General features: G+C 38.9%; 22 protein-coding genes and 1 other annotated feature. Of the genes, 6 read left to right on the plus strand and 16 right to left on the minus strand.

Translation table 11 applies throughout. From position 1 onward, the window contains the following. Window positions 1-16: 16 nt before the first annotated feature. The 4 genes from AC6CHU_RS13340 (at window position 17) to AC6CHU_RS13355 (ending at window position 2,642) form a co-directional block, all read left to right on the plus strand. On the plus strand, window positions 17-658 hold the full coding sequence (locus AC6CHU_RS13340; protein ID WP_159868734.1) for a lytic transglycosylase domain-containing protein: 642 nt from the start codon (window positions 17-19) through the stop codon (window positions 656-658). A 239-nt stretch (window positions 659-897) separates the two neighbouring features. Next, window positions 898-1,302 (plus strand): globin domain-containing protein, encoded by a 405-nt coding sequence (locus AC6CHU_RS13345; RefSeq protein ID WP_159868737.1) that lies wholly within the window; start codon window positions 898-900, stop codon window positions 1,300-1,302. A 2-nt stretch (window positions 1,303-1,304) separates the two neighbouring features. Beyond that, window positions 1,305-2,174, plus strand: coding sequence for a ClpXP adapter SpxH family protein (locus AC6CHU_RS13350; RefSeq protein ID WP_159868875.1), 870 nt, complete (start codon window positions 1,305-1,307; stop codon window positions 2,172-2,174). 324 nt (window positions 2,175-2,498) lie between these two features. After that, entirely contained in the window at window positions 2,499-2,642 is a 144-nt protein-coding gene (locus AC6CHU_RS13355; protein WP_498122052.1) for a hypothetical protein, read from the plus strand. Between the two features lie 44 nt (window positions 2,643-2,686). Here the strand turns inward: AC6CHU_RS13355 and pepF are convergent, their stop codons facing one another. From pepF to AC6CHU_RS13380, 5 genes are all read right to left on the minus strand, one after another. Beyond that, window positions 2,687-4,504 (minus strand): oligoendopeptidase F, encoded by a 1,818-nt coding sequence (gene pepF, locus AC6CHU_RS13360; RefSeq protein ID WP_159868740.1) that lies wholly within the window; start codon window positions 4,502-4,504, stop codon window positions 2,687-2,689. Between the two features lie 119 nt (window positions 4,505-4,623). Next, entirely contained in the window at window positions 4,624-5,790 is a 1,167-nt protein-coding gene (locus AC6CHU_RS13365) for a competence protein CoiA (protein ID WP_236566299.1), read from the minus strand. 175 nt (window positions 5,791-5,965) lie between these two features. Further along, the gene (mecA, locus tag AC6CHU_RS13370; protein WP_159868746.1) at window positions 5,966-6,628 is read right to left on the minus strand and encodes an adaptor protein MecA; all 663 of its coding nucleotides are present in this window, start codon (window positions 6,626-6,628) and stop codon (window positions 5,966-5,968) included. Between the two features lie 358 nt (window positions 6,629-6,986). Continuing rightward, complete coding sequence (gene spxA / locus AC6CHU_RS13375) at window positions 6,987-7,382, minus strand: transcriptional regulator SpxA (protein ID WP_009331204.1); 396 nt, start codon at window positions 7,380-7,382, stop codon at window positions 6,987-6,989. A gap of 474 nt (window positions 7,383-7,856) precedes the next feature. Continuing rightward, window positions 7,857-8,432 carry a GNAT family N-acetyltransferase gene (locus AC6CHU_RS13380; RefSeq protein WP_159868749.1) on the minus strand — a complete coding sequence of 192 codons (576 nt, stop codon included), beginning with the start codon at window positions 8,430-8,432 and terminating at the stop codon, window positions 7,857-7,859. A 244-nt stretch (window positions 8,433-8,676) separates the two neighbouring features. Here AC6CHU_RS13380 and AC6CHU_RS13385 point away from each other — a divergent pair, with 244 nt between their 5' ends. After that, complete coding sequence (locus AC6CHU_RS13385; RefSeq protein WP_159868752.1) at window positions 8,677-8,865, plus strand: hypothetical protein; 189 nt, start codon at window positions 8,677-8,679, stop codon at window positions 8,863-8,865. A 115-nt stretch (window positions 8,866-8,980) separates the two neighbouring features. Here the strand turns inward: AC6CHU_RS13385 and AC6CHU_RS13390 are convergent, their stop codons facing one another. From AC6CHU_RS13390 to AC6CHU_RS13415, 6 genes are all read right to left on the minus strand, one after another. After that, window positions 8,981-10,153, minus strand: a complete 1,173-nt coding sequence (locus tag AC6CHU_RS13390) for a putative glycoside hydrolase (RefSeq protein ID WP_201306587.1) — start codon at window positions 10,151-10,153, stop codon at window positions 8,981-8,983. Window positions 10,154-10,558: 405 nt separating this feature from the next. Beyond that, window positions 10,559-11,494 carry an ABC transporter ATP-binding protein gene (locus AC6CHU_RS13395; RefSeq protein ID WP_251283071.1) on the minus strand — a complete coding sequence of 312 codons (936 nt, stop codon included), beginning with the start codon at window positions 11,492-11,494 and terminating at the stop codon, window positions 10,559-10,561. Window positions 11,495-11,496: 2 nt separating this feature from the next. Further along, window positions 11,497-12,564, minus strand: a complete 1,068-nt coding sequence (locus tag AC6CHU_RS13400) for an ABC transporter ATP-binding protein (RefSeq protein ID WP_251283070.1) — start codon at window positions 12,562-12,564, stop codon at window positions 11,497-11,499. Window positions 12,565-12,575: 11 nt separating this feature from the next. Beyond that, a complete protein-coding gene (locus tag AC6CHU_RS13405) occupies window positions 12,576-13,493 on the minus strand; it encodes an ABC transporter permease (RefSeq protein ID WP_396398259.1) in 918 nt (305 codons plus the stop codon). Further along, a complete protein-coding gene (locus AC6CHU_RS13410) occupies window positions 13,493-14,428 on the minus strand; it encodes an ABC transporter permease (protein WP_251283068.1) in 936 nt (311 codons plus the stop codon). The genes AC6CHU_RS13405 and AC6CHU_RS13410 overlap by 1 nt, the downstream gene beginning before the upstream one ends. Before the next feature lie 94 nt (window positions 14,429-14,522). Next, a complete protein-coding gene (locus tag AC6CHU_RS13415; protein ID WP_251283067.1) occupies window positions 14,523-16,169 on the minus strand; it encodes a peptide ABC transporter substrate-binding protein in 1,647 nt (548 codons plus the stop codon). A gap of 613 nt (window positions 16,170-16,782) precedes the next feature. Next, window positions 16,783-17,001, plus strand: a binding site (T-box leader). A gap of 111 nt (window positions 17,002-17,112) precedes the next feature. Between AC6CHU_RS13415 and trpS the strand changes: the two genes are divergently transcribed. After that, window positions 17,113-18,102 carry a tryptophan--tRNA ligase gene (gene trpS, locus AC6CHU_RS13420; protein ID WP_159868773.1) on the plus strand — a complete coding sequence of 330 codons (990 nt, stop codon included), beginning with the start codon at window positions 17,113-17,115 and terminating at the stop codon, window positions 18,100-18,102. 25 nt (window positions 18,103-18,127) lie between these two features. On the opposite strand, the gene AC6CHU_RS13425 is transcribed toward trpS, so the two are convergent. From AC6CHU_RS13425 to opp4A, 5 genes are all read right to left on the minus strand, one after another. Then, the gene (locus AC6CHU_RS13425; RefSeq protein WP_159868776.1) at window positions 18,128-18,874 is read right to left on the minus strand and encodes a YjbA family protein; all 747 of its coding nucleotides are present in this window, start codon (window positions 18,872-18,874) and stop codon (window positions 18,128-18,130) included. A 127-nt stretch (window positions 18,875-19,001) separates the two neighbouring features. Beyond that, entirely contained in the window at window positions 19,002-19,217 is a 216-nt protein-coding gene (locus AC6CHU_RS13430; RefSeq protein WP_236566298.1) for a YuzI family membrane protein, read from the minus strand. A 161-nt stretch (window positions 19,218-19,378) separates the two neighbouring features. Then, complete coding sequence (gene opp4C / locus AC6CHU_RS13435; RefSeq protein WP_159868779.1) at window positions 19,379-20,299, minus strand: oligopeptide ABC transporter permease; 921 nt, start codon at window positions 20,297-20,299, stop codon at window positions 19,379-19,381. Window positions 20,300-20,311: 12 nt separating this feature from the next. Beyond that, window positions 20,312-21,277 (minus strand): oligopeptide ABC transporter permease, encoded by a 966-nt coding sequence (gene opp4B, locus AC6CHU_RS13440; protein ID WP_159868782.1) that lies wholly within the window; start codon window positions 21,275-21,277, stop codon window positions 20,312-20,314. 97 nt (window positions 21,278-21,374) lie between these two features. After that, window positions 21,375-23,105, minus strand: a complete 1,731-nt coding sequence (gene opp4A / locus AC6CHU_RS13445; RefSeq protein ID WP_159868785.1) for an oligopeptide ABC transporter substrate-binding protein — start codon at window positions 23,103-23,105, stop codon at window positions 21,375-21,377. Window positions 23,106-23,123: the final 18 nt, after the last annotated feature.

Genomic DNA, 23,123 nt, shown 5'->3' on the forward strand with positions numbered 1-23,123 from the left:
GCCAAGGAGCAATACAATGAACATAGAACAGCTAAAACTAATGATGGAGCTGCAGGCATTGCAGGGGTTCAATAGCTCTAATCAAACGAACAATTCTAACCCTCTGTTTCATGAGCTGCTTTCAGGGTTAGTTTCGGAAAATAACGGTTCATCCAATCAAATCACAGGCGGACTTGGAGCAGTTGCATCCTTGGAGCCTTTTATTATCGCTTTACAAACTGATTCTCTTTCGGCAGCCACTCTCCCGCCTGTTAAACTAACCAAGTTCGCAGAATCCTCAAAAAGTGAGTTTGATGATCTTATTCAAAAAGCATCAGAAATGTTTCATGTACCTGTTAACCTGATTAAGTCAGTCATTAAGCAGGAATCAAACTTTAATCCGAATGCAGTCAGTCATGCAGGTGCATCCGGCTTAATGCAGCTGATGCCCGAAACAGCCAGGGGGCTTGGAGTTAAAAATATCTTCGATCCTGCAGAGAATATTTTTGCAGGAGTCAAATATTTAAGGCAAATGATGGACAGATATGGGGATAATGTAGAACTGGCATTGGCAGCCTATAATGCCGGACCGGGAAATGTAGATAAATACGGCGGGGTCCCTCCTTTTAAAGAAACCCTAAATTACATAAAGAAAGTTACCACATCGTTTATGGCTTAAGCTATCTATTGCCGCCCGACTTATTGGGCGGTTTTTTCATGTACCTTTTCAGCAGATGTTCCGGATTGACAGGACAGGCTTAATCCATACTATATAAATAAGCTGGCGATGGAGACGTAAAAGCGGAAAGTAAGCTATTTGTTTGAGATATAAACCCCTCATTGATAAAATATAAAGAGATCACAGCAATTAACATTAAACATTTTTACAAATGATAACTCATAAAAGGAGTTTTAAATATGGCCGAGAAAATGCACACTCCCTTCGACGCTATCGGTGAGGAAAAGCTTCACCAGCTAATTGACGCTTTTTACCTGCGCGTAGGACAACATCCTGATCTCGTTCCTATTTTTCCAGAAGACCTGACAGAGACAGCGAGAAAGCAAAAACAATTTATGACCCAGTATTTAGGGGGGCCGCCATTATATACATCAGAACATGGACATCCGATGCTCCGTGCGCGGCACATGCCTTTTCCTATAACAGAAACCCGGGCAAAGGCCTGGCTCTTATGTATGAATGAAGCAATGGATGAGATCGGGCTCGATGGACAATTGAGGGAAGACTTTTTTTCCAGACTTGTGCTCACTGCCCAGCATATGATCAATACACCTGAGGCCGGCGTGAAAGGTGATAACCCGTGAATATGCCAGAATCCAATGAAATCAAGTTTACATCACCCCATTGCTACGGCAGTGAAAAAAAGCCCATAGAAGTCTATATGTTTGTTGACCCCCTTTGCCCTGAATGCTGGGCTCTGGAGCCAATCTTAAAAAAGCTCCTGATTGAATATGGCCGATACTTTTCAATAAAGCATGTATTAAGCGGCAGGCTTGCAACTTTAAATATGGGGAAAAGACAAAACTACGAAAACATTGCTGAATTGTGGGAAAAGACAGCAAGCCGATCTGGAATGTCATGTGATGGAAACCTTTGGTTCGAAAATCCAATTTCTTCACCTCATCTGGCTTCAGTTGCCATTAAAGCGGCTGAATTACAAGGGAGAAAAGCTGGCATCAAATTTTTGCGCAAGCTTCAGGAGGTTTTATTTCTTGAAAAGCAGAATGTGTCAAATTTTGAAGTTTTAAAGGATTGTGCTAAGGAAGTCGGTCTTGACGTTGTAGAATTTATTTCTGATATTCACTCAGATAGTGCAGCTAAAGCATTCCAATGCGATTTAAAAATAACTTCTGAAATGGATGTTCAAGAAATACCCACTCTCGTCTTTTTCAATGAAAATATAGAAGATGAAGGCATCAAAGTAACAGGGTATTATCCCTATGAAATATATGAACAGATTTTGGAAGAAATGCTGCCTGCTAAACCTGAACGTGCTCCTCTCCCCCCCCTGGAATATTTTTTACAATATTTCAAGCTGGTGGCCAGCAAGGAGATCGCTGTCGTATACAATATGACCGACAGCGAAGTGAACAAGGAAATGAAAAAGCTTCAGCTTAAGCAAATCGCTGAATATGTACCTGCAAAATATGGTAATTTCTGGAGATATTCAGGCTAATCAAAGCTGTGCATGCTGCACAGCTTTATTTTTTTCATGAAAAAACCATGCAGTTTTCGCACGGTTCTCTCGGGGTTATTTTTTACGAACAAAGGGGATGGGAGAAATTCTCACATCCAAACAAAAGGGGTAAATGTTTGCATGTGATCAACTTAACATCTGTACTATATCATGAGGTAAAAGAACAGAGCAATAAGTTTGTGTTTTTATTCACAATATTGTCAAAATCAAGTCATGACACTCTGGACAACCGCATAAAATAGAAATAAAGCGGCTCAAAGAGGAGGCTGCAATATGAAAAAGCTGCCTGTATTTCTAATGCTGATGCTCATCTTGCTCTCCTTTATTTTAAATATTCTTGGCTTGATGAAGCTTATTCCCCTTTTCATTACTTCACCTATACTATTTATTTCAATCCTGATCTTATGTTTATATTTGAATGACCGAAGGAGATTTAAAGGGTTTTGAACCATCACAAAAGGTGCCGGGCAATTTAGCCCGGCACCTTTACATTAAGAAAGCAAGCTTTCCATTTCATTAAGTTTTTCTTCAAATACTTTACAGGCATCTTCAATCGGCTTGCTGCTCGTCATATCAACTCCAGCTTTCTTTAGGACTTCAATAGGGTAATCTGAGCTGCCGGATTTCAGAAATTCAATGTATCTGTCAACTGCAGGCTGCCCTTCCTGAAGAATCTGCTTACTTAATGCAGTAGCAGCACTGAAACCTGTAGCATATTGATAAACATAATAATTATAGTAGAAATGCGGGATTCTGGACCATTCCAGTCCGATTTCCTCATCAATTATGATGTCTTCTTCCCCAAAATACTTCTTATTAAGTTCATAATACTCTTTTGTTAATGAATCCGCTGTCAAAGCTTCATTGTTTTGCGCCTTTTGATGAATGAGATGTTCAAACTCTGCAAACATAGTCTGGCGGAAAACTGTCCCTCTAAAGCCTTCAAGATAATGATTCAGGAGATACAGCCGCTTCTTATCATCATCAATTGTTTTTAGCAAATAATCATTTAAGAGGGCTTCATTACAAGTGGAGGCAACCTCTGCAACAAAAATTGAGTAGTTTCCATAAGGATATGGCTGACATTTTCTTGTGTAATAGCTGTGAACAGAATGCCCAAATTCATGAGCCAGAGTAAATAAGTTGTTCACATTGTCCTGCCAGTTCATAAGTATATAAGGGTTGGTGCCATATGTACCTGAAGAATAAGCACCGCTTCTTTTGCCCTTATTCTCATGAACATCCACCCACCTATTTTCAAAACCTTCTTTTAGAATATTTAAATAGTCATCGCCTAGTGGCTTCAATCCTTTTAAAATCAGATCCTTTGCCTCATTATATGGGATCTCCATTTTAACTTCCTTCACTAAAGGAGTATAAAGATCATACATATGAAGCTCCTTAACCCCAAGAACCTTCTTGCGGAGTTTGACATAGCGATGCAGCAAATGCAGATTATCGTTTACGGTATTAACCAGATTTTCATAGACACTTTCAGGGATATTGTTAGCGGAAAGGGCAGCATGGCGCGCCGAATCATAATTCCGGATCTTTGCATTGAAATTATCTTTTTTTACGTTTCCGCTTAATGTGCTTGCAAATGTATTGCGAAACTTTCCATAAGTCTTATAAACTGCCTTGAAAGCATCCTGTCTGACACGCTGATCATCACTTTCGAGAAAACGGATGAATCGTCCATGAGTAATTTCTACCTCTTCTCCATTTTCATCTTTAATGGATGGAAACTCCAAATCAGCATTATTCAGCATGCCAAATGTGTTACTGGAAGCCCCAAGCACCTCGGAAGCTTGTGCAAGCAAAGATTCCTGTTCAGCGGATAAAACATGAGGCCTTTGAAGATTAATTTCTTCAAGTGAATGTTTATATAATTGGAGCTCATTTTTTTCCGTTAAAAAGCGTTCAATCTTCTTTTCATCTTCAGCAAGCAGCTCAGGAACAATATAGGCAAGTGCACTTGCAGCTTCAGAATACAAGTTTTTAATCTTATCATCCATTCCCTGATAAAATGAATTAGTTGTATCCTGGTCATAACGCATATGGGCATATGTATAAAGCTTCCCAAGGCGCGAAAGTAAATGATCCTGGAACTGAAGCGCTGTATATAATGTTTCAGCACTTTCCCCGAGCCTGCCCTGATACTTTCCTGCATCAGGAATCAGTTTCTGCACCTCACTATATTCCTTGTTCCACTCATCATCAGAAGGGAAAATATCCTCCAAACGCCAGGTATCTTCAGGTGAAATCTCACTTCTTGCCGGCAGTTTCTTAACAGCTGTTTCATTAGCCATACAATCATCCTCCATTCATAAATCCCATTACACTATCTTCTCTTTGAAGAAAAAAATTCCTGCTTTTTTAAAGTACAAAAGTGGAAGTCTTTGATTATTTTATGTTAATTTCATCTTTTTCATTTATGACCCAGTAAAATCCTTTGAGTGATGCCTTTGTAAAAATCCTCCTCTATTTGGATAATACGGGAGAAATAATCAGGATCAATGCTTAATGCGGTTTTTTCATACAAACCTTTTCCTGTATGCTTAACAATGTTTAAGCTAATAAGAACATTAAGGTATTCACTTATTGCCATGATTTCGGAGCCTTTTTGAACCAATGGGATTGACCTGATTTTTATATCGTTATTCTTTACCCTATTGCGAAAGGCAGAAATCATTTGCAGAAGTGAGAACGGCCTTTCTTTGCAGACTATATCCAAAAACAAATAACTCTGCCACTGTACTGGTGAGGTTTCGATAAATACAGAATGATGAACAGGAAGGCCAATCTCAGGCGGGAGGAACGCTGGAGCAATTGAGCGGGAGTATAAATCCTGAAGAAAATTATTTTTAACAGAACCATTATTTCGAGAAAGGGAATTCTTAATTTTCCGGACTTCCCTTTTCCACTCCTGTATATTTATATCTTTATTAAAATATGGGGCAAATAATATATCTGTTTCTGCTTTGAAAATAGGTTTTACATCATAATGCGCCCAGGCATTTCTGACAGTGAGGGGCTGGATATGGTGGATATTGATGAAAGACTTTGTAATGGGGCAAAAAGAGGGAATTACCCAATGCCCTGAAGGTGCTTGACGAAGGAACAGGTACTGAAAACCAGACAAAGAAATTTTTGTTTTGCCAATCCGCTTAATGCTTTTTCCTGCGAGTATCCAAATTGGAACGATACCTGCCTGAAAGTAAGCTTCTGTCCGCTTTATAAATAACTCCTCCGAAATACTGGAACATTGATATTCAAGAGCATATTGTACACCTTCATAACGGACAGCAATATCCGGTCTTTGTGAAATTTCCGGATAGTATGGTTCTAAAATTGGATTTAAACCTTTTTTCTCCAGCCACTGAAACAATAACACCTTTCCTGAAATATGATATTCTGATTCCCTTTCATACCTTTCCGGACATTCAGAACCCTTTCTGTGGCTGAAATGCGGAATTCTCTTTATTCCGATTTTCATAATTACTTTCTCTTTGCATTCCGGGCAGAAAAAGGTGTGTGATTCCCTGAAATGCTGTAAATCCTGGGTACTGTGTGAACCTGCTAGGCTTATTCGCACCCCTTTCTCTGTTGAGGCAACTAACAAATGATCATCTCCTTTCCTCCTTATTGTTCTATCAGTTATGGTTAAATTCCTTTTTTATCTGAGGTATTCTCTCAGTTTTTCTTATAGCTGCTATGTACAGTCCGCATACAAAAAAGCCGATTCCAAAAATGAAATCGACTTTCCTTTACTATTTAAAGTGTTTTCTAAGATTTTCAAAAACATCGTTTTCAATGATCAATTTACCATATTCCATTACACGGTGAATTGTTGTACTTGTTTCGTGCCCGTATTCAAGAAGAATGCTCAGCATGTTATCTATGTCATCCTCTTCAAAAAGCTCCTCAGGGAACTCTGCGAATAAATAATACTTCCCTTCAAAGGAATATAGCTTTGTGGTAATGGAATCAAGAATTGACCGCTTTGATAACGAAATAATGTCTTCAAAATCTCTAAATGATAATAGGAACTCAAGGTCACCCTCATATCCGCTGTCATTTGCATCTGATTTACGGAAATGATGATCAAGCATTTCCTCTATTTGTTCATCCACAGGCAAATCTTTCACTTTTTCATCCGGGACAGGAAGCTCAAACTTTTGACCATCCTTTGATAGCTGAGCTTTTGTCACAAGAACCTCCAACCCCTTATCCAATGCTTGAACCTGGATCCATAAAGGGCCTTCAACAAGAAATTCTTCCTCTTGATGGACTTCATCCATCATTTCCCAAAAGAGTTCCTCACTCCGTTCACGATTGTACCAAATCTCTTCACGGTCAAAGCCTCTTTCTTCTATATCAAGATAAGAAATATAAAATTTAACGGTATGATCATTAATACGTTCGATTTCCATGCAGCAACTCTCCCTTCTGGCTATGATTGAAGGGACTAAATACCCCCAGCAGTCATGTGTTATCCATTTACCCGTATATCATTTGGTTAATCCCCGATTAATTAAGGTAAAATGTATTTTGTACCTTGTACTTTTATTTTATGACAAATTGAGCATAAAGGGAATTAAAAAGTCATATGTTTAAAAAAACCGTTAAATGCCTATCTTGTCACAGTTGGTACATCTTATCTCATTGGCTTTACTAAATATTCTCTTATTATGTCCATTTTCCTTTTTCTTTTTCATATAATGGACAAAAAGACCTTCTTCTGTTAACAGAAAGAAGGCCTCTTAATTTTAAGTATTAATAATGCACTGGTTAATTAACCATACGCTGCGCTTCACGCAACTGGTAAGTACGGACTTTTCTTGGAAGGAAACGTCTTATTTCGTCCTCATTATATCCAACCTGCAAACGTTTTTCATCAAGAATAATTGGACGGCGGAGCAGCCCCGGGTTTTCCTTGATTAGCTCAAATAAATCTTGGAGAGGCATTGATTCAAGGTTTACATCAAGCTTTTGAAATGTCTTTGAGCGAGTTGAAATGATTTCATCTGTCCCATCTTCAGTCATTCGAAGAATTTCCTTAATTTCATCAATCGAGAGCGGTTCAGAAAAGATATTTCGTTCTTTATAAGCAATTTCATGCTCTTCCAACCATGATTTAGCTTTCCTGCAGGATGTACAACTTGGTGAAGTGTATAATGTGACCATTTTACAAATTCACACTCCTTAAATTTAGACATATATGAAACTATCAGAGATTATATTTGTTTAATCAACTATTTCTAGATTCTTCTAGATTAAAATAACTTTAATCAAGGAATTTATATTATTAATTATACACTAAACAGTTTCTATTTGGTATAACTTTTTATAAATATGATAAAAGTATTAAACATTCATTAAACAAATAGATTAAGAATTAAAATCTACTTAATAAGACGAATGAACAAGCAAAAAGTTTCATTTTTATATATATTTTTTGTTATAATTGCTTCCATAAAGTTTCTTAGGCCCAAGCCTAAGGGAAATATATATATGATTACATTAATGTTCATATTAAATTATTATATATATACCCCAGTTAATTTCAAATAAACCATTATGCTTATGAATATTTTCTCAATTAATTAATGAAAATGAAAACACAGCCATTTACATAAATGGCTGTGTTTTTCCAAATTCTTATAAATCCTCTAATACATCTGTCCCGCTTTTATTCTCTTCATAAGTCAGAACCTCATCTACTGGCTGATATGACTTCCCATAAAAATGTGAATCCTTATAAGTGTGAATCATTTCATATGTTTTCTTCATGGCCTCATAAATCATTTCTTCACTTTGATTCTCAGGGGACCAATAAAGAATTTCCATAGTATTGATCTCATTAGTCGCAAGAGAACGGCGGCTGTAACCAATTGATTGTGCGTGCTCAAACCCTTCTCTCTTATAGAACTTGAGCCTCTTCTCAGTATCAGTGTCTTCGTAATCAACCGGCTCAACTTCCAATATGATCGGTTTGCCTTTGTTTTTTAGTTTTTGAAGTAATTTATGGCCAAGTCCCTGTCCTCTGGATTCCTTCGAAACAAACAGATAATCAATAAACACAAAGTTATCCAGTTCAACATACATAAGTACATGATGTGGACCTTCATCTTTATGATAAATGTCTGACCGTTCCTTCAATAAGGTTTCCATATGTTCTCTTGATTTCATTTCTTCAATCGGGAAATATTGATTCAATTTTTCATACCAATGCATGGATCTTCTCCTTTTTTGCCCACAAACAACCTATTGTCTGCAGTGCTTGAATATTTATTCCAGCATGATAAGCTCCCAGCTTTCCTTTCCACTTACTATTATACTTAGACTGCTAATATTTCTATTCAGATTAAGTATTCGTGGAATTTCCCCTTTTAATACTTGAAAATTTCGAATAAAATAAGATTAGGGATGTTCACACACTAATCACAGGGAACTGTGAAAAGAAAGATGGGGATTTATCATGGTTGGCTACATAACTGATTTAACAATTGTTGCTCTGCTCATAATTGGATTTACTGCCTTATTAGGTGTACTGACTAATGGTATTGGAGAAAAAGTATTTGGCGGTAAAAATAAATCCGAATTCGTGGATCAATCTGCCAGGGTGCAGACTGGATGGAAAAGCGTAGGCGGAAAGAAAAAGCAGTAGCCTATGCCTTTATACTATGATACCGCATTCAAAAATAGTGTCAAATGATATGTAACTTAATGACTTGATAAACAAAGCCAGAAGGAGGCCAAATAAACGGCCTCTTTCTGGCTTTTTATGGTGTATAATCAACATTTGGTGTATATGAATTACCTGCATTCCATAAAAGGAATTCCTTAATTCCCTGTTCGTTCAGTGCCTTTATTTGAGCTTGCACCTCTGATTTTCCATAATTCTTATAATTTCCGGCTCCTAAATAAGAGGCTGTAAAGTCCTGAAGCCACGGTCTTGATACAGGCGGACTATCCAATTCTCCCAGCTTCGCTTTCTCAAGTTTAGCATATTCAGAAACAAGCTTATATGGCTCCAGATCTGGCTTTGCTATGCCAAAATAAGATGTCCAATGGCTTGGATAAATCATAGAAGAAATTACATCAACATGTTCTGAGATCTTGGAAAAATTTTGGCCAATTCCAGGTGCTTCAGGAAGGGTAGCCGTGTAGCCAAAGATATCAACCGAGACCTTTACACCATATGGCTCAAGCTGCTTCCTCGCGTACTCGACAAAGTCGGTAACTGCACTTACACGCTTTTGTACATTTTCAATCTTAAGATTTTCATATTCACCCATACTGTACTTCAAAGAGGTATCACGCTGTTCAAAACCTTCAGGAAAACGGACATAATCAAATTGAATTTCCTGAAATCCCATTTTTGCAGCTTCGATGGCAATTCCAATATTGTAATCCCAAACTTCTTTTAAGAATGGATTCACAAAGGATTCACCTCTGCCATTCTTCCATACAGAATTTCCTTCCTTATACGACCATTCAGGTTTTTTATTGGCCAGAACGGAATCCTTGAAAACGACAACCCGTGCAATCGGATAAATTTGCTTTTCTTCCATTTCTTTCAAAATGTTTTTTGGATCCTTTATGTAAGGCTTGCCGATATCATTATAGGATGAATCGTCTTCTGGAACATATGTAAGGTTGCCCCAATCATCCTTTATATCGATAACCATCGCATTTAAATCGGTGTCATCCATCAATTTCATTAATTTATTGAACTTCGCTCCCCCTGCTGAATGTCCGGTAACATAAATACCCCTTACAGCATCTGGATATTCAAAATGATAACCGGAATCAAATTGAAAACGGTTTACTTTTTCCGGAAGGGTTTTAACAAGGGAAACATGTTCCCTTTGAGGGTTTTGTCCTAATCCCTGATTTTCATGTTCTTTTGCCCCAACTGAATCGGCTGATACGGATAAAGCTGATACTAACATGAAGGCAGCAGCTAATTTTATTGACTTGTTCAAATGTTATGCCCCCTTTTCTTAGCAATCTATTGGTACCTACATTATAATTTTTTTTCAAAGAATTAAGTACTATCTTTATACTAAATTATCATTATAAGTATTCTTTAAACCAATTCTATTAAAAAAATCTCAAAATTGTGGTTAAAAAACCAAATTGACGGAAAAATATAAATAATTGAAAATTCTCATAGTAAAATTCCGGAAAATGTTGTATTATAAAGAAAATCACACATTAGTGAATAAAAGTGTTAAAGAGAAATTTCCAATCTATCTCAATATTTGATCGGGTTATTTACATCTTGGCAATTCCTTTATAGCTAACCTTTACTTTTCCAGGATGTAAAAAACGATCTCATTCGAGATCGTTTTTTGTTATTTGGCATATTTAGCTTTTAATTCTCTGTATTCTTTTTCAGAGCAATAAACAAAATGACCAGGAGTTATTTCACGCATTTCCATCTTTTCATCATCAGCGTAATTGTGAACTGATGGATCATAAGATTTTCTTCTGCGGGAACGCTCTGTTTCTGGATCTGGAAGCGGAATAGCTGACAGCAGTGATTGTGTATAAGGGTGCATAGGGTTATTGTATAAGTCTTCAGCTGGCGCAAGCTCAACCAGTTTACCAAAGTACATAACACCGATGCGGTCGCTGATGTATTTAACCATAGATAGGTCATGTGCGATAAACAGGTAGGTTAATCCTTTTTCACGCTGCAGCTTTTTCATCAGGTTTACTACCTGAGCCTGAATGGAAACGTCTAAAGCTGAAATTGGCTCATCGGCAATAATGAAATCAGGGTCAACTGCAAGCGCGCGGGCTATCCCGATACGCTGTCTCTGTCCTCCAGAGAATTCATGCGGGTAACGGTTAGCATGTTCTTTATTCAGACCGACAGTGTCCAAAAGTTCGTAAACCCTTTCCATACGTTCTTTTTTGCTTTTTGCCAAACCATGAATATCGATTCCTTCAGCAATAATATCAGCAACTGTCATACGCGGGTTTAAAGAAGCATAAGGATCCTGGAATATCATTTGCATTTTCCGATTAAACTTTTTCAGTTCTTTTGCAGATTTTTTGCCGTGAACATCTTCACCTTCAAAAAGCACCTGCCCATCGGTTGCATCGTATAATCTGATTATAGTCCGTCCAGTAGTTGATTTACCGCAGCCAGACTCACCAACTAATCCTAGGGTCTCTCCCTTGTAAATATCAAAAGTAATCCCGTCAACTGCTTTTACCATATTCGGACGGCCAACGTTAAAATGCTGCTTTAAGTTCTTAATCTCAAGTAACTTTTCCGCCATTATTATTTCCCCTCCTTCACTAATACAGGCTTATCAAAAGTGGAGGATAGCTGGCGCATACGTTTTTTAACTGCTTCTGGCGGCTCAACCTTTGGTGCATCCGGGTGAAGAAGCCATGTTTTGGCATAATGTGTTTCTGAGATTTGGAACATTGGCGGCTCTTCTTCAAAGTCAATTGCAAGTGCATATTTATTTCTGGGAGCAAATGCGTCTCCTTTTGGAGGATTTGTCAGATCCGGTGGTGTTCCTGGAATTGCAGCTAAATCGGCTTTCTCATCGTTTTCTAAACTTGGCATGGATGCAAGCAATCCCCATGTATAAGGATGACGGGGATCATAGAAAATTTCATCTACTGTACCCATTTCAACAATCTGCCCGGCATACATTACCGCTACTCTGTCAGCAACATTTGCAACGACACCCAGATCATGTGTGATAAAGATAATGGACGTATCCATTTTATTTTGCAGATCTTTCATAAGCTCCAGGATTTGCGCCTGAATGGTAACATCAAGTGCTGTTGTCGGCTCATCCGCGATAAGCAGTTTGGGATTGGCTGCAAGAGCAATCGCAATCATCGCACGCTGCCTCATACCTCCGGAAAATTCATGAGGATATTGATCTACCCTTTTCTCAGGTATCGGAATACCTACAAGTCTCAGTAATTCAATTGCTCTGTTTTTGGCATCAGACTTAGACATATTCTGATGTTTAATCAGCACTTCCATTATCTGTGTTCCAACTCTCATTGTTGGATTTAATGAAGTCATTGGATCCTGGAAGATCATACTGATTTCTTTACCACGGATCTTTTCCATTTGTTTTTCTGTTTTTGGGACGATGTCGTCACCACTCAACAGAATCTGTCCGCCAGTAATACGGCCCGGCGGCATAGGTATTAGCTTCATAATAGACTGGGAAGTAACACTTTTTCCTGACCCAGATTCGCCAACAATCGCTAGCGTCTCTCCCTTATGAAGGTCAAAGCTGACTCCGCGGACTGCTTTTACTGTACCTCCATATGTTTGGAATGAGACTTCTAAATTTTTAACTTCAAGCAATTTTTCCATGTTCTCACTCCTTATTTACGCATTCTAGGATCTAGAGCATCACGCAAACCGTCGCCAACCACGTTAAATGCAAAGATCGTTAAGCAGATAAATATTGCAGGGAAGAATAAGCGCCATGGGTAGTAACGCATAGCCGCAAGTCCATCATTAGCCATCGTTCCCCAGCTCGCAATCGGCGGTGTTAATCCCAGACCAATAAAGCTTAGGAATGCTTCTGTAAAAATGGCCGAAGGGATTGTAAGAGTCATTGTGACTAAAATAGGTCCCATTGAATTTGGAATTAAGTGTTTACCCATAATCCTGCTTGTATTGGCACCAAGCGTTTTGGCAGCCAGGACATATTCCTGATTTTTAAGAGATAACACCTGTCCACGGACGATACGCGACATATTGATCCACCCAGTGATGGACATGGCAATAATCATAGTCGACAATCCCTGCCCAAGTACAACCATTAACAAGATTACTAATAATAGATAAGGTACACCATATAAAATATCGGCAAAGCGCATCATACCTTCATCTGTGCGTCCGCCTTTATAACCGGCAATACCGCCCCAAAGTACACCAATAATCAAATCAATTACTGCTGCAGCAACTCCAATGAAAATAGAAATTCTTGCACCTTCCCAAGTACGGGCAAACATATCGCGGCCAAGATCATCCGTACCAAACCAGTGTTCTGATGAAGGTGGCTGATTTTTATTTCCAAGATCATTTGATGCATAATCATATGGAGTCATATATGGTCCAAAGATTGCCATGAAGATCAGCAGAGCTAATAATACTAATCCAAACAGGGCAAGCTTGTTTTTTCGAAATCGGATAAATACATCTTTCCAAAATGAAAGACTTGGTTTTGAAATTTTCTCAGCTTCGCCGAGCTGTGTCCCGACTATCTTAAATTTATCTTTCGAAATCTGCATAATTACTCTCCTTTCTTCCCGCCGGCAAGTTTGATGCGTGGGTCGATGATTCCGTATGCAATGTCAACAAGGAGAATAGATACAAGCAACAGAATACTGTAGAAAACGGTTACACCCATAATTACCGTATAGTCACGATTGTTGATACTAGTTACAAAGTGTGCACCAAGTCCAGGAATCCCGAAAATTCTTTCAATTACGAAGCTTCCTGTTAATATACCTGCAGTTAATGGCCCCATATATGTTACCACTGGTAATAGGGCATTACGGATTGCATGTTTTACAGTAATTACTCCCCTGCTTAAACCTTTTGATTTAGCAGTCTTAATATAATCATTCGCCAGAACTTCAAGCATGCTTGAACGGGTTAACCTCGCGATAAACGCCATTGGTGTTGAAGCCAACGCAATGGCTGGCAGGACGCTGTGCATGAAAGATTCCCAACGTGCTACAGGAAAGATACCCATTTTTATTGCCAGGAAATATTGCAGGAATGACGCCATGATAAAAGAAGGTACAGAGATGCCTAATACAGCTACAATCATAGCTGTGTAATCCGGCCATCTATTGTGTTTTAATGCTGCAACAATTCCTAAAAGAACTCCTACTGCAACGGCAATAAAGATGGCTTCCATCCCAAGAAGAAATGAGACAGGGAAACCTTCATTGATTAAGTCGTTAACAGTCTGGCTTTTATATTTAAAAGACGGGCCGAAATCCCAATTTACTATACGAACAAGATATTCCCAATATTGTGCATACCAAGGCTTGTCCAAGCCAAAATGAGCATTCAGGTTAGCTTCAATTTCGGGAGGAAGTTTTTTCTCAGATGCAAAAGGGTTTCCGGGTGCAATGCGCATAAAGAAAAATGTTGCTGTTACAATCATCCATAGTGACAGGATCATGTAGAGCAAGCGTTTTCCAATATATTTCGCCATTGTCAAACACCTCCATTTTATTACAATGCCTTAATCAGAAACGAAGGTATATGGGATTGAGAATCCCATATACCTTTCGTAAAGTTAGCTATTTTTATTCGAAGTGTGCCCACTTATACTGGACATCACCTAGACCGGATACTGCAACATCTTTTAGGTTCTCAGCCTGTACCCAGTTGTTAGTATAGAAATAGACTGGAGCTACTGGCATATCTTCCATGAAGATTGCTTCAGCATCTTTCAGTAACTGCTGGCGCGCTTCAGGGTCAGTTTCTGTTGCAGATTTAGCAAGCAGATCCTGGAACTCTTTGCTTTCCCATCCAGTATTGTTGTTTCCGCCATCAGCGTCACGGTACATTTCTAAGAAGTTGATTGCATCATTAAAGTCACCCAACCAGCCCATACGTGCTACTTGGTAATCCATTTGGTTTACGTTATCAAGGAATACGTTCCATTCAGCGTTATCAAGTGTTACTTCAACACCTAGATTTTGCTTCCACATATCCTGGATTGCCTGTGCAATCTTTTGGTGCGCCTCAGAAGTGTTATAAGAAAGAGTTACAGCTGGAAGTTCAGATGCATCTTTCATTCCAAGTTCTTCAAGACCTTTTTGTAAATATTCTTTAGCTTTTTCTACATCATTATCAGGGAAATAACCCTTTTCGTTTTCTTCAAACATTGATGGTGGAACAATTGCCATTGCAGGAAGCTGCTCACCCTGAAGGATGTTATCAATAAGCTCCTGACGGTTGATAGCATGTGCAAATGCCTTACGGATATTGACATTATTAAATGGTTCTACAGTTGTATTAAACTTGTAATTGTAAATACCTGCGATTGGTTGAGTAACTAAGCGGCCTTCCTCTTTAAGAGCCTGCATAGCGTCAGTTGGAAGGGCACCTGTTGGAGCTCCAGCCCAATCTAGTTCGCCGTTATCAAACATAGATAATTCAGTGTTAGGATCATTGATCATAATCATTTCAATGCTGTCCAGCTTAACTGTTTCAGCATCCCAATATGTTTCGCTCTTTTCAAGAACAATCTTGTCACTGTGAGCCCATTCAACTAAATGGAAAGGACCGTTAGTAGTGAAATTATCACCAGCGTCTGTTGCCCAATCTGGGTTAGCTTCAGCAATCTTGCTGTTAACTGGAAGATAAGTATAGAAAGCAGTTAATTCTTCAAAATATGGTGTTGGGTTTACTAATTTAACTTCTAAAGTTTTTTCATCGACAGCTTTAACACCAACAGCATCCTTTTCACCTTTGCCTGAGTTGAATGCTTCTGCACCTTCGATGTAGTAAAGCTGGTATGCATAAGTTGAGTTATTTGCAGGATCTAATGCCCATTTCCAAGCATATTCAAAGTCATTAGCGGTTACAGGATCACCATTTGACCATTCCGCATCGCGAATTGTGAATGTATAAGTTTTTCCGTCTTCAGAGACTTTAATGTCTTCTGCCATTGCTTTTTCAGGCTTACCATCTTGATTGATGCGAGTAAGACCTTCTAAAACGTTACGAAGTACAGTTCCAGAAGTTGAATCTTCTGCAAGTCCTGGATTTAAAGATGGTGGTTCAGTGTTGATATTTACTCTTAGCTCCTGCGGCACATCAGACTTTCCGCTGTCATCTCCGCCTTTTTTGTCGCCGTCAGCATTGTCTCCGCCGCCGCTGCACGCAGCAAGGAACATACTTAGCACAAGCAACATGCTAAAAAAGATCGATAATCTTTTGTTCACGGTATTAACCCCCTATTAATTTCCTCAAACAGTCTCTTTACCATTTGCCTATCATAAAAAACACAACTGTGCGCTCCAGATATATTGCTTAAATAGTCTGTTAATTAAATTTAAAAAATTTGCAGACTATTTAAAAGGCAACAAAAAAAGCAAGTTTATATTCTCTTAAAGATAGATTATCCCTATATTCTGATAATTCAGATTAAAAAGAGTAATCTATAATATGTAAGCAATAAACTTACTCAATATGCACTATATTCCTGAAACCTAGAATGATATAGTTTTGTTTTAAATGTAACAAATTCGTAAAGATTATGTTTGTTACGTTTATTATAAATAGTTTAAAAACTTATTGCAAGTGGCTTTTTGTACGTGCAATCCGCTCTGGTATGACATTTTTCGTCAAAAAGTCTTATAAATTAAGATTTTTGCGATAATAAAAAAATTTTTCTTTTTAATATATTTTACTATTTTACTAGGAGTTTCCACCCACATTTTGGTAAAATGCATTCTCAAAACAATGTAGATGAATGACCTTTAATTGCTTTTTATTTACTTGCTTTTTGTATCCGGATAGTTTATTTTATTATATAATAAAATTAAATTAAATTATTTGTCGGCGATGAAAAAAGAGTAGTACATTTACCGAGGGTTCAGCAGAGAGCCTGTGGAAGGTGCAAACAGGCAGCCCGGTAGATCGAATGGACTTTTGAGCCTCTGAATTTCTCAGGCGCTTCCCTGCGTTATCGGGGACCTATGCATTTTCTGCATAGGGCAGAGTGACTCAGTATTTGAGTAATTAGGGTGGCAACGCGGACCATTCGTCCCTATTTTATAGGGATGAATGGTTCTTTTTTATGCTTTTTTATGATTACAGGAAGCATTCCCATCCTTCAGCGCCTGACTGCTCATGAATTTTTGTGCCGATTAAAGGAGGAAAAACATGAAAACTATATTTTCCGGCATCCAGCCAAGCGGTACTATTACCCTAGGCAATTACATTGGTGCCATGAAACAATTTGTTGAACTGCAGAATGACTACAACTGTTATTTTTGTATTGTTGATCAGCACGCAATTACTGTTCCGCAGGACAGACTGGAATTGAGAAGGAACATTCGAAGTCTTGCTGCCTTATATTTGGCTGTTGGAATCGATCCTGATAAATCCACCCTATTCATTCAGTCGGAAGTTCCAGCCCATGCCCAGGCAGGCTGGATGATGCAATGTGTTTCTTACATCGGTGAACTTGAGCGCATGACTCAATTCAAAGACAAATCAGAAGGCAAGGATGCGGTTTCTGCAGGATTGCTGACCTATCCTCCTTTGATGGCTGCAGATATCCTTCTATATAATACTGACTTGGTTCCGGTTGGAGAGGATCAAAAACAGCACCTGGAATTAACCCGTGATCTTGCTGAAAGATTCAATAAAAAGTACAATGATATTTTCACTATTCCAGATGTAAGAATCGCCCAGGAAGGTGCAAGGGTAATGTCACTTCAGGATCCATTAAAGAAGATGAGCAAATCTGATCTCAATAAAAAGGCGTTTATTTCTTTATTAGATGACCCAAAACAAATCGAAAAGAAAATAAAAAGCGCCGTAACAGATTCTGAAGGCATTGTTAAGTATGATAAGGAAAACAAACCAGGAGTATCAAATCTCCTTTCCATTAATTCAATCCTTTCAGGGAAAACTATTGCGGAAATCGAAAGAGAATACGAAGGCAAAGGATACGGGGATTTTAAAGCCGGCCTGTCTGATATTATTATTGGGGCACTTAAGCCTATTCAGGATAGATATTATGCGCTAATGGAATCAGAAGAACTTGATCTTGTACTTGATCAAGGAGCAGAAAAAGCTAATAGAGCCGCAAATAAAATGATTAAAAAAATGGAAAACGCCATGGGACTTGGCCGAAAAAGAAAATAAAAAAAACAGCCTCGGGCTGTTTTTTTTAATTTACTTTTGGACCATGCTCCATTTCCCACAACTTCTCGAAAAATGGCTGTCCTTTAATTAAATTTTCACAGAACTTTTCATGTTTACTTGACCAGCCGTATTTACTTTCATCAAATAATTCATACCAGGCTTCCTCAAAATTCATTGATTGGATTTTCTTATAGCGCTCAGGACTCCACTCCGTATACCAATAACGGATTTCAGCATCATTTTTAGAGGAATGAAGCTGGTCCAGCGCCATAAACAGCAGCTGTTTAAGCTGCCTTTCTTTCCTTGTCAAACCTGCCATCAAATCCGGAGACGGGGAAAGAATATGGAATTCCTTCAAAGCGGTTTGATCATTAAAAGAGTAATTTGCCGTTTCCTGATTTTCAAGCATTTCATATGCAAGCTGCTCCTGCCTTGGTATTAGCCTGCTTTTTCTGATAGGGATGTTGTAGCCGATTGTATCTACAGCCAATATGCCTGTCCCATCTGATACAACAAAACAATATTCCAATTGAATGCGTTCATGATTTTTCCTTAAGTAAGCTTTTTGATAAATGTCATCCAGCAGTTGTTGTGGCAGCTCAGAAAGATCATTTTCGATGTAATTAAAAAGCACCGGGTCAATCTTCAGCAGAGGGACCTGATCTAGCAGTTCTACACCATCATCTTTTCTCCATTCATGAAAATGGCATACATTGTATCCATTTTCTTCTCCTTCAAACCAATTCACCCAAACATCATGAAGATACAACATTTTTCAACCCCCACTTCAACAAACTATTTGTCACTCAGTATGGGCATCAAGCAGTAAATTTATTCCTATATTGCACTTGCAATCCATTTTTTGTAATAACCATTCTTTATAATTAATGAAATGCCCTTTATTCACCCTCGTTTGAATGGGGTATATAAATGCTCATGGTTATAATAATGATTCCGGCCGGAAGCAAATAGCATTCTGGACGATGGGTGATAAAATTTATATATTCTTTGAATGTATGTCCAGTTGTAAGCAGGTTTAAATACCCTATGACACTGACTCCTCCTGAAACAGCGACTCCAAACCCTGTTAGAAGCCAAAATGCCCTAAATAACATGTTCTTTTCTATACTTGTGAGTCATAAAAGTTTTTACTGCTGCCATAAACACACTCCCAGTCCCTGTTTTTACAAGTATATGAAAGCATTTGTTTGGATATGTACAAGCTATAGGCCTGAAAACAACAAAAAACGCCTGAATACAGGCGTTTTTTGTTATCTTATCTGTTTGATTTAGGATTGAAAGCATCTTTTAAGCCTTCTCCAATGAAGTTGATAGACAGGATGGTTAATGTAAGAATCGCAGCAGGCGGGATCCATATCCACCATTTACTTGTTAAAACATCCGGGCTCCTTGCTTCCTGAAGCATGTTCCCCCAAGTTGGAATGTTAATTGGTACACCAAAACCGAGGAAGCTTAAGCCAGTCTCAGCTACAATCATCGCAGCCAGAGTAATCGTTGCCTGAACAATAATGGTCGACATGACATTAGGCAGCAAGTGTTTAAAAATAGTTTTTGGTGCTGAGCATCCAATGGATACCGCACTCATTATATATTCATTTTCCTTCTCAGCCATTACCTTGCTTCGTACCAGACGTGCTGTTCCTGTCCAGCTAAGTACACTTATTACAAAAATGAGTGTTCCTGTACTGGATTCAATAAAAATGGATTTTAATACGATAACAAATAGCAGGAATGGAAAATTCATCATAAAGTCTGTGAATCTCATCAGAGCATTATCGACCCAGCCCCCAAAATATCCGGCAGCAGCACCAACAATAGTACCAATGGTAATAACAGAGAGCGTGATAGAGAATGCCAGCAGGAGTGATGTCTTACCGCCGTGCAGTGTTCTGGCAAAGACATCTCGGCCAGACTTGTCTGTGCCAAAGTAGTGATCTGCGGATGGTTCTTTGCTCATCTGTGTTAAATTAATCTTCGCTGTCTCCTCCACCGGCATAGACAGCGGCTCTGCCAATATGGACATTACACAGACGATCAGCAGGAAAACAAGACTGATCATCGCAGCTTTATTGCGCAAAAACTTGCGGCGGGCGAGAGCCCATGGTGATTGACTCTTCGGAGGTTTAACAGGCTCTGCTAAACCAGGCGAAGTTTGCTGTGAAATTGATGGTTCCATACTCTCACCTACCTAACTTAAACGAATACGCGGATCTACTAATCCATATAGTAAATCAGCAATTAAATTTCCAATGAGCGTTAAAATAGTCAGCATCATGGCAATAGCCATCATGACTGAATAATCCCGTGAATTAACTGATTCTACGAATAAATAACCGATGCCAGGGTATGTGAAAATGGTTTCTGTAATAATTGCCCCTCCAAATAGGTTGGCAATATCGAATCCAAGTAAAGTAACAATAGGTATGATTGAGTTTCTTAGAATGTGCTTATTATAAATCGCAGATTCTTTCGTACCTTTCGCTCTTGCTGTACGAACATAATCCTTGCGAGAGCTTTCGATCATATCATTTCTCAGGAACTGTGTATAAGCGGCTGTAGCCATGGCTCCCAGGACAATAGCCGGCAATACTGTATGTTTTGCTTTACTTAAGTAATATTCCAGTGTTCCTGCTTCTACTCCGCTGCCGATACTTCCACTGGCAGGAACCCATCCAAGATTGATGGCAAAGACATAAATGGCAACCAAAGCTGCAACAAAGCTAGGTATTGCAAGTGCTAAATAGTTAAAAGCTGATATTAAATAATCCCCTATACTATAGGCAAACCGCCCGGAGTACCTTCCCATTAAAAAAGCTAAAAAATAAGTGATTAATAGAGCTGATATTCCTAAAATAATCGTGTTCGGCAAACGGTCACCAATTAGCTCCATAACCGGACGCTTATGAACAAATGAATCTCCAAAATCTCCTTGGACCACACCACTCATCCAGCGGACATACTGTACAGGAATAGGATCGTTCAATCCCATCTGCTCACGCATTTCTTCAATATACTCCGGATCTGAGTTTAATGGGTCAATTTTTCCAGACAGTGCATCACCGGGCATAAGCTTTGCCAGGGTGAAAACCACTACTGAGATAAGGAAAATTATTGGAATCATACCTATGAGTCGTCGAATCGTGTACTGTAGCATTTCCATTCCCCTTACCAAACAAAGATTTATTCGCTGGTTAAACTTGTATTCCTTGGAGGAGCAGCTCCACCAAGGAATACAGGTTCCTTTTATTCTATTACTCTACAATGTGCCACTTGTGGAACTCATCAGTTCCAAATGGTGTAACTTTAACTCCGCCCACACGCTTGTTGATCGCCCATGGATCTACACGCTGTTCGAAGAAAATGATTGGCAATTCTTCGTTAACAAGCTTTTGCCATTCGTTATAGACTTCCTTACGGTGTTCAGTAACATCTTTGCTTGAGTCTTCAGGGAATGATACACCTTTTTTGATTAGAGCGTCAGACTCTTCGCTATACCATCTCCACATGTTCCATTTGTCAGTAGACAGCCAGATGCCTGCTGGATCCGGGTCGTTAGCAAGTCCCCATGCACCCATGAATGTTTCAACAGATGGGTCATCTGCTTCGATAGTGTCATAGAACAGGTTGAAGTCTTTTAATGAACCGCCGTTAAGCTTTGCATTTAAGCCAACTTCCTGCCAGGATTGAAGGATGAATTGTGCACGCGCTTCTGAAGTTTCAGCACCAGCCATTGCATCAAAGTTGATTGTGAATGGCTTTCCTTCTGGATCTTCACGGAAGCCGTCACCGTCTTTATCAACATAGCCTGCTTCGTCAAGTAATTTCTTTGCTTTTTCCGGATCATATTCGTACTGATTGATTTCTGAATCGTCAATCTTAGCCCATGATACTGAAGGGAAAGGAGTGTTTAATGGTTTACCTAAGCCGTTTGCAAAACCATCGATAAATGCCTGACGGTCAATGGCATGTGCCATTGCATGGCGAAGGGATTTGTTCTGGAATTTCTTGTTATCAGATACTACTACGCCTTTTTTAGTGTCATAGTGACCCCAGTCAAAAGCAATGTAGCTGTAGGACATAGCATCTGCTTCAACAGGATTTACATTATCAAGGGCTTTAATAGCTTCCCACTGATCTTTCGGAGCTTCAATTACATCGATTTCTCCGTTTTGCACTAAACCTTGCGCCAGGGAACCATCAATGATTTTGTAAACCACACCATCCAATTTGGCTGGTCCCTGCCAGTAATCATCAAAACGCTCAAATTCGATCATTTCACCAGGTACGATATTTTTCACTTTAAAAGGACCTACACCGATTGGAGCTTTACGGATTTGATCGGCGTCCGGAAGTTCTTTAGAAGAAATATCTCCATAGTAGTGTTTTGGCTCAGGGTAAACCCAAATATTTTCCAATAAGTTAACAGAAGGTTCAGTTACTGTTACCTCAATAGTATAATCGTCTACTACTTTGATACCTTCAATTTTGTCAGCTTTTCCGTCTTTATATTCTTGAGCACCTTTGATCATTGCAACGTTAGCAAAACGCGCACCCTCATACGTTGGATCTGCAATTAAATACCATGCAAATTCCATATCCTCTGCTGTTAATTCTTCACCATCATGCCATTTAACTCCCTGCTTAAGTTTGAAAGTTAATTTAGTATTGTCTTCAGACAGCTCATAGTCTGCCAAATTCGGCTCGGAAATAAGCTCATCATTTACTTTAAGTAAACCTTCATGCATAAACTGAAGGGCATTTGCATCATCTTCACCTTCATAATAAGCATATGATAAAACGCCTTTGAATGGCTGTGTGTAACCGAAAGTTACTGTGCCGCCTTCTTTTACTTCTCCAGATGCTTTCCCATCATCTTTATTTTCCTTGTCAGTGCTGGCTTTCTCTCCGCCGCCAGAACATGCTGCAAGGAATACAGACATGACAAGCAGAAGTGAAAGCAGCCAAAATGCTGATTTCTTCATTGTTTTCCCCCCGAAAAG

It is taken from the genome of Cytobacillus sp. GQ23 (assembly GCF_059758675.1).